The organism is Sphingobacterium endophyticum, from assembly GCF_009733535.1.
GTDB lineage: Bacteria > Bacteroidota > Bacteroidia > Sphingobacteriales > Sphingobacteriaceae > Sphingobacterium > Sphingobacterium endophyticum.
In genome coordinates, this window is record NZ_ML771899.1 from 492489 (window position 1) to 507823 (window position 15335).

Annotated in this window: 9 protein-coding genes; 6 read left to right on the forward strand and 3 right to left on the reverse strand. The window is 36.8% G+C overall.

Annotated features, from left to right (window positions below):
* The first annotated feature begins 12 nt into the window (after positions 1 to 12).
* From E0Y80_RS02195 to E0Y80_RS02220, 6 genes are all read left to right on the forward strand, one after another.
* Positions 13 to 1593, forward strand: a complete 1581-nt coding sequence (locus E0Y80_RS02195) for a RagB/SusD family nutrient uptake outer membrane protein (protein ID WP_156305766.1) — start codon at positions 13 to 15, stop codon at positions 1591 to 1593.
* A gap of 18 nt (positions 1594 to 1611) precedes the next feature.
* Positions 1612 to 2628: a SusE domain-containing protein gene (locus tag E0Y80_RS02200; protein WP_156305767.1), complete on the forward strand. Its 1017-nt coding sequence runs from the start codon at positions 1612 to 1614 to the stop codon at positions 2626 to 2628.
* A gap of 9 nt (positions 2629 to 2637) precedes the next feature.
* Entirely contained in the window at positions 2638 to 4488 is a 1851-nt protein-coding gene (locus E0Y80_RS02205) for a glycoside hydrolase family 13 protein (RefSeq protein ID WP_231595888.1), read from the forward strand.
* Positions 4489 to 4495: 7 nt separating this feature from the next.
* Positions 4496 to 5146 carry a beta-phosphoglucomutase gene (pgmB, locus tag E0Y80_RS02210; RefSeq protein WP_156305768.1) on the forward strand — a complete coding sequence of 217 codons (651 nt, stop codon included), beginning with the start codon at positions 4496 to 4498 and terminating at the stop codon, positions 5144 to 5146.
* Between the two features lie 21 nt (positions 5147 to 5167).
* Positions 5168 to 7483, forward strand: a complete 2316-nt coding sequence (locus tag E0Y80_RS02215; RefSeq protein ID WP_156305769.1) for a family 65 glycosyl hydrolase domain-containing protein — start codon at positions 5168 to 5170, stop codon at positions 7481 to 7483.
* Positions 7484 to 7823: 340 nt separating this feature from the next.
* The gene (locus E0Y80_RS02220; RefSeq protein ID WP_156305770.1) at positions 7824 to 8588 is read left to right on the forward strand and encodes a hypothetical protein; all 765 of its coding nucleotides are present in this window, start codon (positions 7824 to 7826) and stop codon (positions 8586 to 8588) included.
* Between the two features lie 73 nt (positions 8589 to 8661).
* Here E0Y80_RS02220 and E0Y80_RS02225 read toward each other — a convergent pair whose 3' ends face one another.
* From E0Y80_RS02225 to E0Y80_RS02235, 3 genes are all read right to left on the reverse strand, one after another.
* Entirely contained in the window at positions 8662 to 10431 is a 1770-nt protein-coding gene (locus tag E0Y80_RS02225; RefSeq protein ID WP_156305771.1) for a RagB/SusD family nutrient uptake outer membrane protein, read from the reverse strand.
* 12 nt (positions 10432 to 10443) lie between these two features.
* Positions 10444 to 13692, reverse strand: a complete 3249-nt coding sequence (locus E0Y80_RS02230) for a SusC/RagA family TonB-linked outer membrane protein (RefSeq protein WP_197091458.1) — start codon at positions 13690 to 13692, stop codon at positions 10444 to 10446.
* Between the two features lie 236 nt (positions 13693 to 13928).
* Positions 13929 to 15068 carry an endo-1,4-beta-xylanase gene (locus E0Y80_RS02235; RefSeq protein ID WP_156305772.1) on the reverse strand — a complete coding sequence of 380 codons (1140 nt, stop codon included), beginning with the start codon at positions 15066 to 15068 and terminating at the stop codon, positions 13929 to 13931.
* Between the last annotated feature and the right edge of the window lie 267 nt (positions 15069 to 15335).

Below are 15335 nucleotides of genomic sequence, written 5' to 3' on the forward strand. Positions count from 1 at the left end.
TATACGACAATCATGAAAAGATATATAAAAAACGCAATTTGGAGCAGCATGATGATCATGTCTGTAACTTCATGTAGTGAAGACTTATTAGATCTTACTCCAAAGAACGATATTACTGCTGATCAAGTTTATAGTACTGAACAAGGTTATAAAGAAGCTTTTTTAAAGGTTTATGGTAGCCTGTCAATGACCTCGGGTGGAGGGGAAGGTGCTTCTGATTTAGCAGGTATTGATGCTGGCCAGTCAGATTTCTTCCGCTTATACTGGAATATCCAACAATTGACTTCTGATGAAACGTTGTGTGGATGGAATGACCCAGGTGTTCCTGATATGGTTTATGGCACTCCAGATGCCGACAATATCATGGTGAAGGGACTCTACACAAGATCTCTTTATACCATTACCGTGGTGAATGAGTTCTTGAGAGAAAGCACGCCTGAAAAACTTTCGTCTAGAGGTATCTCAAATACCGCCGATATTGAAGCTTACCGTGCAGAAGCTAGGTTCGTTAGAGCTTATCAATATTGGGTATTATTAGATCTATTTGGGAATCCTCCTTTTATTACCGAAGAAAATACAATCGGAAAAGTATCTCCAGAACAAATAAAACGCCCAGAGTTATTCAGTTATATTGAAAAAGAATTATTGGCAATTGAACCAACAATTAAAGCAGCAAAACAAAATGAATATGGCCGTGCAGATAAAGGTGCAGTTTGGACTTTATTGACCAAGCTTTATTTAAATGCCCAAGTTTATACTGGTCAAGCTAAATATACGGAAGCCATTACCTATGCGTCAAAAATAATTAATGGTGGATATGCCCTTGCCAGCAGTTATGCTAACTTATTTTTAGAGGATAATTACAATACCAGCAAAGATGAAATAATTTTCAGCATTAACTATGATGGAGTAAAAACCAGAAATTTTGGGGGCACGACATTTTTGATCAATTCATTGATAAATGGTGAGATGAATCCAACTTCTTTTGGTGTACCGACCGGTGGATGGGGTGGAAATCGATCGACAAAAGCATTACCATTGGCATTCCCTGATTATAGTGGGGCAACTGATAAAAGAGCGATGTTCTTTGGTGACAAAATTGAAAATGATGAACTTGGAGAATTCAAAGATGGATTACGCGTTACAAAATTTAAAAACGTAAAATCTAATGGAACGCCTGGAGCTTCACAAGGCGGAACATTCAGCTCATTAGACTTCCCTTTATTTCGTTTAGCCGATGTTTATTTAATGTATTCCGAAGCCGTTCTACGTGGTGGAACTGGTGGATCAATGGCACAAGCATTAAATTATTTTAACCAAATCAGAAGAAGAGCTTATGGTAACACAAGTGCTAATGCTTCGGCTATTTCTTTGGATGATATCCTGAATGAAAGAGCTAGAGAGCTATATTTCGAAGGTTACCGTAGAACGGATTTAATACGATTTGGGAAATTCACTGGTAGTAGCTATATCTGGCCATGGAAAGGTGGTGCAAAGGATGGTAGGTCAATCGAAGATTTTAGAAAATTACTTCCATTGCCTTCTTCGGACGTGATTGCCAACACTAACCTTACTCAAAACACAGGTTATTAATATTAATGCTTAGAAATTATGAAACTAATTAATAAACTTCTTATTTTATTTTGTCTTAGTGCGTTTGCACTGACCTCTTGCGAAAAAGATGAGGTTAGGACAATTGCTGGGGATGGCCAATCCGGTAGTTTAAAAAGTTCGGCTACCTCCGTAAATCTAACAAAAGAAACCTTAGACGATAAAGTCATTGAATTTACTTATACCCCGTCTGATTTCGGGTACAATGCTGGAATAACCTACTCCTTACAATTTGGAAAAAAGGGAACTAATTTCTCCCCCGTTAGAGAGGTCGTAATTGCAAATGGAATTACATCGAAAGAATATTCAGGTTTTGAACTGAATAATTTATTATCTGCTATGAATTTACCTTTTGACGCCAATTCAGACGTTGAAATAAGATTGAAATCAAGTATTTCAAACAGTATAGCAGTATATAGTAACATTGTCAACTTAAATAGCAAACCTATTCCTTTAACGGCTTGGATTTATATTCCTGGTGATTATCAAGGATGGGATCCTTCAACAGCCGATAGTTTAATTTCTGTAACAGGAAATGGTATCTACACAGGTATTATTACATTCCCTGCTGCCAAATCGGGTTACAAAATTACAACTGGTAAAAATTGGAATGTTAATTTTGGAGATGGTGGAAATGGAGCCATAAGTCCTACCGGAGGTAATTTTCAATCTCCTTCTGCTGGACCATTTTTGCTTACCATGGATATGAATAGCAATACATGGGTGATAGAGGAAGCTCCAATATGGGGAATGATTGGTGATGCGGTACCTAACTCAAACTGGTCTGTAGATGCCGATATGAAGTTTGTGAACAATGGGGATGGAAATTGGATCCTTAAAACCAATTTGAATAAAGGTGAATTTAAATTCCGTAAAAATCATGACTGGGGAACCAACCTAGGTGGTAGTAACGGAACCTTAAAATTGGGTGGAGATAATATCAAATTAACTGAAGCGGGTAATTATACGATAAGTATGAATCCAACTACATTAACTTATACGATTGTTAAAAACTAATTCAAAGTCATGATGAGAATAACAATGAAAGTAATTTATGCCTTAATCATTGTATGTTTTAATCTCCATTCTTTCGCACAAGTTGATCGAATAGAACCCTTGAATTGGTGGGTTGGGATGAAAAATCCCAACATACAGTTATTGGTTTATGGCAAAAATATTTCTAAAAAATCAGTATCCATAAATTACCTAGGGGTAAGCCTTATTAAACAGAATAAGGTCGAAAATCCTAATTATATCTTTTTAGATATTCACATTGATGCTAATACAAAGGCAGGTTCGGTACCCTTAATCTTTAAAGAAGCTGGAGAGAAAGATTTTATAAAGCATTATGAGCTCAAGAAGAGGGATGCATCGAAGCATAGGCATCAAGGAGTGAATGCATCTGATTTTATCTATTTGATTATGCCGGATAGATTTGCAAATGCAGAACCTGCTAACGATAAAATAGAAGGTATGTTGGATCAATCCCTAAATCGTGACAGTATGTATTATCGTCATGGGGGTGATTTAAAAGGAATTATTAATCAATTGGATTATTTAGAGGATTTAGGAGTAACTGCAATTTGGCTTAATCCGATTCTGACTAATGATCAGCCTCTGACTTCCTATCATGGCTATGCGAATACAGAAAGCTATTATGTTGATCCTAGATTTGGCGGCAATGAAGCCTACAGAAAACTAATTGAAGAATGCCATAAAAGAGGCATAAAGATGATTCAAGATTTGGTACACAATCATTTTGGAACGGAACACTTTACTGTGAAAGATATGCCAATGAAAGACTGGGTTCATCAATGGGATTCATTTACAAAAACTAACTATCGTGAACAGGTCCACATGGATCCTTATGCTTCAAAAGCAGATAAGGACATAATGGTAAATGGCTGGTTTGACAAGCATATGCCGGATATGAACCAACATAACCAATACCTCAAAAATTATATTACCCAAAGCCATATTTGGTGGATTGAAGAGATGGGGGTTGATGGATTCCGATTGGATACCTATGCTTATAATGACCTTGATTTTATGGCCGAGTGGGGCAAGGCAATCGATGCTGAATTTCCTAAAATGACATATTTTGGAGAAACATGGGTTCATGGAATCCCAAACCAAGCATATTTCACAAAATCTAATAAAATCAATCAGGGAATAGACACTAAACTTCAGGGAGTGACAGATTTTCAAGCTTATTGGGCAATAAATGAAGCTTTAAATGGAAAGTTCGGATGGATGGATGGAGTGGTAAGGTTATATAACACTTTCGCTAATGATTTCGTTTATGAGGACCCATATCGAAATGTTGTCTTCTTGGATAACCACGATTTGAGCAGGTATCTTTCCGTTGTTGGAGAAGATTTTAATAAGTATAAATCTGGGATAGCATGGTTATTAACTACTCGCGGAATTCCACAGCTTTATTACGGAACTGAAATCTTAATGAAAAATTTCTCCAATCCAGATGGATTAGTAAGAGAAGATTTCCCTGGTGGATGGTCTACCGATAAAGTCAATAAATTTACTTCAGAAGGACGGTCTCAAAAAGAAAATGAAGCCTTTAATTATGTAAGAAAACTAGCGAATTATCGGAAAAATAATTCCGTGCTTCAACATGGAAAAATGCTTCAGTTTATTCCTGATGATGGAATATATGTTTATTTCCGCTATAATGACCTTAAAACTGTAATGGTCATTATGAATAGTAAACAAGAGAATGTGAAAATTCATACAAAGCGTTTTCAAGAAGGAATAGGAAATTATAAAAAAGCATCGAATATTATTTCTGGAGATTTAATTGAAGATATTCAAGAAATAGATATTCCCCCAATGAGTACACAAGTGTTTGAGTTAAAATAAAATTAAAATGGGATTTAAGGCATGTTTATTTGATCTTGACGGGGTATTAGTCGATACTGCCAAATATCATTTTTTAGCATGGAAGAGATTGGCTAATACATTAGATTTTGATTTTTCAGAGGAAATGAACGAACAACTCAAAGGTGTCAGTAGAGTAGAAAGCCTAAGGAAAATTTTAGATTGGGCCGGTTTGCAAATCCCCAATGATAAACAAAATGAATTAGCTACTCTTAAAAATTCATGGTATGTTGAAATGATTTCAGGAATGTCTTCAAATGAAGTTCTGCCTGGGGCAATCAATCTTCTTGAAGAATTAAGGAAAAATAATATCAAAATTGGACTTGGTTCTGCAAGTAAAAATGCAAAATTAATCTTAGATCAAACTGGCATAACGTCTTATTTTGATGCTTTAGTTGATGGTAATATTGTCCGTAATTCTAAACCAGATCCTGAAGTGTTTTTGAAAGGGGCCGAATTATTAAATGTAACTCCGAGTAACTGCCTTGTATTTGAAGATGCAAGTGCTGGTATAGATGCCGCGATCTCTGCGGGTATGAAAGTGGTCGGTATTGGTTCTACAAAAGATTTGGGAAATGCCCATCTTTTGGTTCAAAACCTAACCCAGATAAATTTAAATGCCATTCAACAATTATTTTAGCTATCAATATTCAGTAATTATATGAAAAATTATATACAAGCCGATCCTTGGTGCATTATTGAAGAGGGTTTCGACCCCAAACTAAATAAAATTTCTGAGAGCTTATTTAGTATTGGTAATGGTAAAATGGGACAGCGAGCAAATTTCGAAGAAACATATTCTGGAGAAAGTTTGCAAGGATCATATGTGGCAGGTGTATACTTTCCTGATAAAACTAGAGTGGGATGGTGGAAAAATGGTTATCCCCCAACTTTTGATAAAGTAATCAACTCTACGAATTGGATTGGTATTGATATCTATATCAACAATTTTTTATTGGACCTGGCAAAATGTCAAATTATAGAATTTAAACGTATTCTGAATATGAAAGAAGGCTTTCTTCAGCGTTCCTTCATGATTAATATAAATACCGATCAAAAAGTTGAAGTTCATGCTATTCGCTTCTGCAGTATTGATAACGATGAAATTGGAGCAATAAGCTATACAATTAAACTATTAAATTTTGATGCCTCTATCAAGATTGTTTCCAAAATTGATGGGGATATTTCCAATCAGGACAGCAACTACGATTTTAAATTTTGGGAACCTGTAAAGGATAAAAAAACAGAAAATGGAATCTTTCTTCAGACAAAAACGCTAAAAACAGGTTTTGAACTTTGTGTAGGGGTTCATACAACCATCCTTACAGACAAAATTTCTGCAGAAAAAATGCACTCAGAGTTCAAGCATGAAATCAAATTTATTGCTGAAGAATTTTCCCTCAATGTTTGTGCAGGTACAGAGGTTAAAATCATAAAAATTGCTTCTGTGCTATCTTCTCTTAATTATCAGGTAGATCAGCTTTTAGTGAACTGCGAAGCTAAACTTATGGCTGCAGTAAATGAGGGATTTGCCAAACTATTTAAAAATCAAAAAAAGGCATGGTCAAGAAAATGGGAACATAGCGATATTCAAATAGAAGGGGATGTCAAAGCACAACAGGCAATTCGATTTAATATCTTTCAATTATTCCAGACTTATACAGGAACGGATTCAAGATTGAATATTGGCCCTAAAGGATTTACAGGCGAGAAGTATGCCGGTGCAACATATTGGGATACCGAAGCCTATTGCATTCCTTTTTACCTTTCAACAGCACCTCAGGAGGTTGCAAAAAATCTTCTCATCTATCGTTACAACCATTTGACCAAAGCTATTGAAAATGCAGAAATGTTAGGTTTTATTAATGGAGCCGCATTATATCCAATGGTGACGATGGATGGAACTGAGAGTCATAATGAATGGGAGATTACATTTGAAGAAATCCATAGAAATGGAGCAATTGCCTATGCAATTTTCAACTATATTAAGTATACGCAGGACTGGAAATATCTAGAACAATATGGTTTAGAAGTTTTAATAGCCATCTCGAGATTTTGGGCACAACGTGTTAATTGGAGCCAAGAAAGAGAAAAGTATGTTATTCTCGGAGTTACTGGACCTAATGAGTATGAAAATAACGTGAATAATAATTGGTATACCAATTATTTAGCAGTTTGGTGTTTAAAATATACTCAAGAAGCAATGTTCTATGTTTCTAAAAATTCTCCAAATAGATATCAGGAGATCATCGAAAAACTTGAATTTAATCAAGGGGAATCAGCACAATGGAAGGATATCATTGGGAATATGTATTATCCACAGCATAAGAAGCTAGAAATCTATCTTCAACAAGATGGCTATATGGACAAAGAGCAATGGCTGGTAAAGGATCTTCCAGCTTCTGAAAGACCTCTTAACCAGAAATGGAGTTGGGATCGGATACTCCGTTCTTGCTTTATTAAACAAGCAGATGTTTTGCAAGGCTTGTATTTCTTTGAAGATGATTTTCAAATCGATGATATTCGTCGAAACTTTGATTTCTATGAAATGCGTACAGTTCATGAAAGCTCGCTATCTCCTTGTATCCACAGTATATTGGCCGCAAAACTTAATGATGAAGCACGTGCATATGAATTTTACCTTAGGACAGCAAGGTTAGATTTAGATGATTATAATAATGATACAGAGGACGGCTTACATATTACCTCAATGGCCGGAACCTGGATGAGTATTGTCCAAGGTTTCGCAGGAATGAGAGTGAAAAATGATAAACTCTATTTCAAACCCTTTTTGCCTGAGCAATGGAATGCATTTACATTCCATATCGGATTCAGAGGGAATATTTTATCTATAAAAATCAGTAAAGGATTTATGGAAATTCAGAATAAATCGAATCATACTATAAACATAATAGTTGTAGATTTGGATTATTCTGTTGCAGCGAATAATACGCTGAAAATTGATTTGAAGGTTTAGGTTGATTATAGTTATAGTGGAAAGGTGCTCCAAGGAGCACCTTTTTTATGTGATAATCAAAAATTTTCTGAGAAACCTACTCTAAAGATGCTTTGCAAATTGTTGTTTTAGCCTCCATGGACTACTCGGTCGGGATGCTGATTTATTAACGATTTTCCCTTCTTTGTTTACAATGGCATATCGTGGAATTTCAATCTGTCCACTTGAAAAGTAGGCCCAACAGTCAACTAATGGCTTAACAACGGTAAATAGTCTGGATGGTGTAAAACTCTATTGCTGGGATTGTAACCATCACGATGATAACGATTGTTATCTTGAGTTTAAACTGGAAGATGGTAAATTGAGATTTACCTATAATAAAAGTTCAGCTTTCCGATTGGATCAGGGAATAACACTGGCTGTTATGACTAATGGTTCTTATAATTTAGCTGATCATGATATGCCGTTTACTGGCCCGACAGGGTTAACAACCTTTGTCTTAGACTTTTTATTAAGCCCTGCGGATATTGAGGTCACCGATGCAGAAGGAAGGAAAACCGGAAACTTTGATGGTAAAATACATTATGAAATTCCAAACAGCCACCCCTGTTACCTGTTTCCAGAAGCTTATTTGTTGCCGGTCGGACAGAGCCTTACACGCCAAATAAAAAGTACCGCAAATGGAGTCTACACTTATAATAGCATTATGCCGGATGGAGCAATGATCAAGTTGGAAAATGTTGAAACTAAAAAAGGTGAAACAGAAATATTAATGGTCAATGCAGATGCTACTCAAATACGCCTCAAGAGCCAACGCAGTAAACCTATGGGCTTAACTTTTTCCAAAGTCATTGAAAATGAAATTCGATCCATTACAATCAATGGACTACAATTAAATGAAACCCAGGTTGTTAACATGACCGTAGCTCCTGACTTAAGTTTCTGCAGGTTTGCAAATCCTCAGAACATTTCAGAAGTGTCTGTCGAAGGAACTGTAATGGACTCATCAAAAGCATTAAAAGCTAAACAGATTAAAAATATTCAAGTACAAGCAAATGCTGACCTCGTGTTTGCTATGGCTAGTTGGAAAGATATGAATTTTCAGTTAGATTCAATCGCTTATTAACTGGTTAAAAAATACCCCCAGAAACTTAATTTCTGGGGGCTATTAAATTTGAGCTTATCTTTATTAATTTATTCTATTCCATGGTAGGATTGAATTCTCCTCCCCAATCCTTGTTCTGCAAGATTTTAGGATTACGATCAATAATTGACTGACCGATAGGGAAGAAATAATAGGTATCAGGAACTTCCATGACCTTAACTCCATTTTTAGGAACCTGTAGGATACTGTATTTAAAGTTTGCCTCTTTAAGCTGATATGTCTTAGCTAATTCAGCAGCTTGTTTTATATCCATTTCTGTACCATTGGAATTGATGGCAACAGCTTCAACACCGTATTTTGTTGATTTATCCAATAGGTTCAGTTTACGGCTTCGTCTTAAATCCCAGAAACGATGCCCTTCAAAACATAATTCGATGTTTCTTTCTGCTAGAATGGCTTCACGCATTTGGTCGCGAGAACTTGCTGTGATTCCGTATTTCCCATCAGTTCCTGCCTCAATGCCTGCACGTTTCCTTAATTGAACAAGCATGTCTAGTGCAGTTGTAAAATCACCCGTTTCATTTGCTGTTTCAGCATAGTTTAACATAACTTCAGCTAAACGCATTAACACAAAATCAACATCATACTGTGTTTCTACCTCAGTCTGTTTTAAAGATAATTTGCTGTTCTTCAAAATAAAGAAGCCACTGTAGCGATCCTGATTGGTGGAGTTAATACCTGCTGCTGGGTTGATGCCAAAGTTGTCTAATGCATCGGCAATTCCTAACGAAGTATATTGACGTTTTCCTGCCTTTCCAGAAACTTCGTAGATTTTTCCATTCCAAACAATGGATTTATCAAATCTTGGATCTCTGTTCAACCAATAAGATTGTAAGAATTCATCATCCGATTTATGATATTTCCCTGATGCGTCTGTATACAGTTTTCCATCTTTCATAGGGAATTCTTTAACAAAATCCCAGGTAGGAACAGAACTTGCAGGACCACGGCTTTCAAATCCTGGTCTAACTCCATTATCCCAGTTTCCTACTTTATTTGGGTATGCGTTTATCACGGCAAATACTACTTCAGGACCTTTTTCAATTAAGGTAATATTTGAATAGTCAGTGGTTAGACTATAGTTATTCTTTTTTAATTGATCATAAGCCAATTTATTAGCTGCATGGGCCTCCTTCCAGTACGCGTTGTTATATGGATTTGATGGGTTAAATTGTGGAGATGCTTTATACAATAAAACTTTCGCTTTAAATGCTGCAGCAAAGTTTCCATCTATCCTGCCATAATTCGCTGAGGATTTTTCTATGGTTTCTGGCAATAATTTGATAGCATCATCCAAATCTTTCACCAAAAGATCGAAAGTTTCTTTTGTTGAGTTTCTTGGAGTATTTAAATCATCTGTTTCTGCATTTTGTGGAACAGTGATGTACGGAATACCTCCATATTGTTTCAGCATATCAAAATACACAAATGCCCTAAGGAAATAGGCTTCTCCCAAGGTTCTGTCCTTAACATCTTGGGTTAAATTTGCACTCTCTTGAACCTTTTGGATAGCCGTGTTTATTTTTCTGATGTTTGTGTAGTTCCAGGTCTTGAAAGCTCCAGTTGTTGGTGCAATGGTGTTTAATTGAAAGGGTATGCCTACCAGTTGCTCACTGTATGAGTCTTGTCCTGAGCTCCAGTTTCCGAAAACAGTATAAAGGTTAGCCATATAAGCATTAACCAAGTTAGGATCCTGCCACACCTTATCTTCATCTAGGGATTGTAGATCCTCTATATCCAGCACATTCTTACATGAGGAGAATAGAGTTGAAAGTCCCAATGCTATTATAAATATCTTTTTCATGATTAATTCCGATTAAAATTTAATGTCCAATCCAAATGTAAACGTCTTCATTAATGGGTATGAGTCATAATTCAACTGTTCAGGGTCATGAAACTCCGTCATTGGCGAAAAGACAAATAAGTTTGTGCCATTGAAGAATACATTGATACTGTTCATTTTGATTTTCTCTGTGAAACTTGTTGGTAACTGATAGGCAACATTCAAATCTTTCAACCTGAAGAATGCCCCGCTACGCATCCAAAAAGAGGACGGATCGGTCCCTGATTCTGCCCAGTTGTATCCAACTGGTCTTGGGTATTGTGCATTTGGATTTTCGGGTGTCCATACATCTCCAGCCCAAATTGGGTAATATGGACGGAATGTTCCACCATGCTGACGCATACCTCCTCCTTCTTGGTTAGAAATCATACGATCATATTTAAATACACCTTGAAACAATGCATTCACCGAAATGCCTTTCCATGAACCGTTCAATCCCAAACCATAGTCCCAACGTGGAGAGTTGTTTGATGATAAAAGAACAACGTCGTTTCCGTCGACTTTACCATCAGGTGTTTCGGAATAACCTTGCCCGCGAACATCTTCATATAAGATCATTCCTAAGTAGGGATCTCTACCATATGTTTTGAAACCAGAAGCAAGTAACTGATCAAGTTGTTCTTGCGTTCTAACAATTCCTAAGGAATTAAAACCAAACAACATATTTGCAGGTTGGCCAATTCTAGATCTAAAATGTTCTAAACCACCTGCTGCATAGGCAGCTGGTTCATCAAATATATCCCATTGATCAACAGCATAGCCTAAGTTTCCTGAAATACCATATGCTACTTCACCTATGCGGTCATTCCAGTTCACGGAAATCTCTCCCCCTTTATAACTCCTTGCGGCATAGTTTTCTGGGGCTAAAGACCTACCATAGGTGTCTGGTAACAATACTGTTCTCGGACCTAAGATGTTTGTCTCTGACCTTTTGAAAACCTCGATTGATCCATTCAATTTATTGTTGATAAAACCATAGTCCAACCCTAAGTTGTAACTTTCCGATTTTGTCCAGGTAATATTAGGGTTTGGAGTCGATCCATAAGCCAAACCATTGTAGTAACGGTCTCCGAAAATAAATCCTGTTGTCGTTGCATATTTCTCAGAAAAAGAAAAAGGATTGATCGCATTTCCATTAACATCAAGGTAGTTTCCTGTAGCTCCATAAGCAAAACGAAGTTTTAAATCTGAAACTTTATCCTTTATGCCTGCAAAAAATTCCTCTTCTGAAATTCTCCAAGCAGCAGATACTGAAGGGAAGAAACCAAAGCGTTGTTGTTCTGGAAATAATGCGGCACCATCATAGCGGAAGGAACCTTCTACAAGATATTTACTTCCATAGGCATAATTAAAACGGCCAATAACCGATTGTCTTGCGTCGATTCCTTCCCAACCGTTTGTTGCTCTAAAATTACGGTCCGTTGGATAAACATGCATTTGGTCAAGTGCAGTAATTGGACTTTGTGCTGTTGAGGTAATATTGGTAAATCCCTTCTCTCCCTGTTCAAATACTAAGGTTGCACCAATGTCGTGCTTGCCAAAGGTTTGAGCATAATTCAAGAAAAAGTTCATCTGATACTCCCACCTGCGTTGCGTGTAGTAATCCATAAACGGATTTTGCTGACTGAAAGTAAAGATGTTTATACGGTCTTCAGATGGAGGTGCAGGAATAAAAGGATTGCCATCTGGATCCAATGAGGTAAAAGTATAGTTCTTTTGGAAACTCATATAGCGCTTTCTCAGGTAATCTTCACCAATATAACTACCTACGAATTTTGTTGATAGTCCAGGTACCAATTTGTCTAGCTTTAAGTTCAATGACAAGATTGGATTTACTTGCCTAACTTTTCGGTCAATGTAACGGTCACCAATTACTTGATCGATTACGTTCCATGCCTGCCAGCTACCCATTGGTGTTTGTACTGGGAAAGCAGTTGGTGTATTACTTGGAGTTCCATCTTGAGTTAGATAGAAAGGATACATTTTTGGCCAGTTGAAGGTCACACGATAAAAATCAGACACATCAAAGTCATCGTCATTTGATGATGTGCTGAAAGGCCAATAAAAACGATTGGAATTTTGTTGATTGGCTGATATATTAACATCAACACTGAATGCATCTGTAATATTTGCCGAAACATTGGATCTTAAATTGAATTTCTGGTGGTCGACAGATTTATAAGAACCATTTTCATTCCTGTAACTTAATAAGTTATAGTAAGTGATTTTTTCACCACCTCCCGCTACAGAAATAGACTGTCGGTTACTTATTGGATTTCTCCAGATTACGTCATTAACGCTATAACTTTTGTCTTTAAAGTAATCAAATTCTTCCTGTCCATTTGGTTTTGGTAAGCCTTGAAATTCAGCGACCCTATTTTGGTAAGTAAGTTCGTCTGTTGCAGTTGTAAGATCTGCTAATGGTGTCATGGTCGGATTGCTTACTGCAATATTGCTTTGGAAATTGAATTCAGGAGTTTTTACTGTACCTTTTTTGGTGGTCACAATAACAACCCCGTTTCCTGCACGTGTACCATAGACAGCTGCAGCACCTGCGTCTTTCAGGAAGGACATCTGATCGACTTCATTTGCTTCTAAAGCATCAAACGCAGCTTTATCACGGACAATACCGTCTATGACAAATAAAGGCTCTGCAAAGCTCCCTCTGAATCTGATCTTTGAACTAGCCCCTGCTAATCCTGAGGTTCCTGTTACTTTAACACCAGGAGCACGGCCAGCAATTGCATTGGAAAGGTTGGACGGGGAAACATTCTTTAGTGCATCGCCATTTACTGTGGAAATTGCTGAAGTAATGTTTGCTCTTTTCTGAGTACCATAACCAATCACAACAACTTCATCAATATTTGCATTGTCAGGTAGTAATGTAACATTAATTGCCGCATTGGACACAGTGATTTCTTGTGTTAAATAACCTAAGTTTCGTATAATGATGGTTTCGCCAGAGTTGGCATTGATGGAAAATTCACCCTTCGCATCGCTACTTGTTGCTCGGGTGGTTCCCTTAACTAATATTGTTGCTCCAGCGATCGGATTTCCAGCATCATCTTTTACAGATCCTGTGATGGTGTTTTGCTGTACAACAACCACTGTGGAGGCAAAATTCCCTTTTTCTGCAAACACTTCCGGGGAGGAGCTCAATAAGCACACCGCAAGCATAGACAAGGACTTTGCCCCAAAAAAAACACGTTTTTTTTGAGTCATGATAGTAATAATTGATAGTTAATTTGGTTGCCTTTTTTTTAGGCTGGTTAAGTGTTTGTTTGTTTTAGGTGTTTTTTTCTGAGTTAAGTTCTTTCTATTTCATCTTCTTAAATTTAGTGCATACTTATTGATTATCTGTCAAATGTAATGGATAGAATTTTATTTACAAAATGATAAATAATAATCCAACTGGCAAAGCGAGTTTTGAAGAGCCTTAGCTCCGGAAACTATTTAAATTAAAGATCAATTTTAGCTTTTTGAATTAATTCCTTTACAAAGGGTTTTGCCTCATATTTTCGGTCAAACAGTAAAGGATAATCGGTTCTACCTCTAATTGGCCAGTTATTTTTCCAGGAATCCGCATCAGTTAATCCCCACATTGTAACTCGGGAAATTTTATCATGATGTTTAATAAACAAATCAAAGAATTCTGTATATCGATTAGCTAGCCTCTTTTCTACTTCGGAAGGCAATCCTTCTGTGTAGGGATTTAATTTTTTCTCATATTCGTAATTGTTGCTTACTTCAGCACCTTGATTTGGTTCTTTCATTGGCAATACGCTCATATCAAGCTCAGTTATCATTACCTGTATGCCTAATCGTGAAAAGGCCAATATACTCTCCTCAAATTCCCTCACAGAAGGATAATCCAAACCAAGATGACCTTGCATACCGATACCATGTATTTTCAATCCTTTATCCAAAAGATTGCTGGCCATTCTTACCACAGCTTCTCGTTTCCCTTTTCCAAACATGGAATAATCATTATAATATAATTCAGCCTTTGGATCTGCTTCATGCGCAAATTGAAACGCTAATTCAACAAAATCCTCACCTATAATTTGGTAAAACTTGCTCTGTCTCCAATCCCCGTTGTCCAATATGGACTCATTCACAACATCCCAACCTTTTATCCGACCCTTGTATCTCGATACTACAGTATGAATATGTTTTTGCATCCTTTGGATCAGTATCGCCCTAGAGACCTCTTTGCCCTCCTGATCAGTAAAAAACCATTTTGGTGCCTGTGAATGCCAAATTAAGGTATGTCCAATAAGTTCCAAGCCATATTTCTCTCCTAACGCAACGAATCGGTCTGCATCTTCGAAATTGAATTCACCCTCTATTGGCTGTAGGTACATCGCTTTCATACAGTTCTCCGCTGTAATAGAGTTGAATTCTGAAACCAATAATGCGGTAGCCTTTTCATCCCTCTCGTAAATCTGTTTCAGATTTAAAGCAGCTCCGATTTTAAACTTACCGGAAAAAGCATCCTTTAAAGATAATCCTACTGTTTCATTTTGTGCCTTCAATTCCTTTGTAGGTATTGATAGGATAAGAATGACAAAAAGTATAATTGTTTTGGCTATGTACATAGTTGAAGTTATGTTTTACTAGAATGGATGTTTTTAGGATAATTAATTCAGCCTATTTAATAAATTTAATAAAATATTTAGTGGAATTGCTAGTACACTGAATTAATAATTATTGTTAAATGACCATGTGTAAAGGTAGAAGGTATGCCAAAAAGGTAAGCAACAGTTTCCATGTCTTACGACATGGAATGACCCAAAGATAGGCGGGAAAGGATGGCGAAAGGTCGGGGGAAAAAGGTTCGCGTAGCGAGCCTTTTTCCCCCGACC

Bases quoted from the DNA above. Each gene is read 5' to 3' on its own strand.
- E0Y80_RS02195 (WP_156305766.1), top strand. From the start codon at position 13: ATGAAAAGATATATAAAAAACGCAATTTGGAGCAGCATGATGATCATG.
- E0Y80_RS02200 (WP_156305767.1), top strand. From the start codon at position 1,612: ATGAAACTAATTAATAAACTTCTTATTTTATTTTGTCTTAGTGCGTTT.
- E0Y80_RS02205 (WP_231595888.1), top strand. From the start codon at position 2,638: ATGATGAGAATAACAATGAAAGTAATTTATGCCTTAATCATTGTATGT.
- pgmB (WP_156305768.1), top strand. From the start codon at position 4,496: ATGGGATTTAAGGCATGTTTATTTGATCTTGACGGGGTATTAGTCGAT.
- E0Y80_RS02215 (WP_156305769.1), top strand. From the start codon at position 5,168: ATGAAAAATTATATACAAGCCGATCCTTGGTGCATTATTGAAGAGGGT.
- E0Y80_RS02225 (WP_156305771.1), bottom strand. From the start codon at position 10,431: ATGAAAAAGATATTTATAATAGCATTGGGACTTTCAACTCTATTCTCC.
- E0Y80_RS02230 (WP_197091458.1), bottom strand. From the start codon at position 13,692: ATGACTCAAAAAAAACGTGTTTTTTTTGGGGCAAAGTCCTTGTCTATG.
- E0Y80_RS02235 (WP_156305772.1), bottom strand. From the start codon at position 15,068: ATGTACATAGCCAAAACAATTATACTTTTTGTCATTCTTATCCTATCA.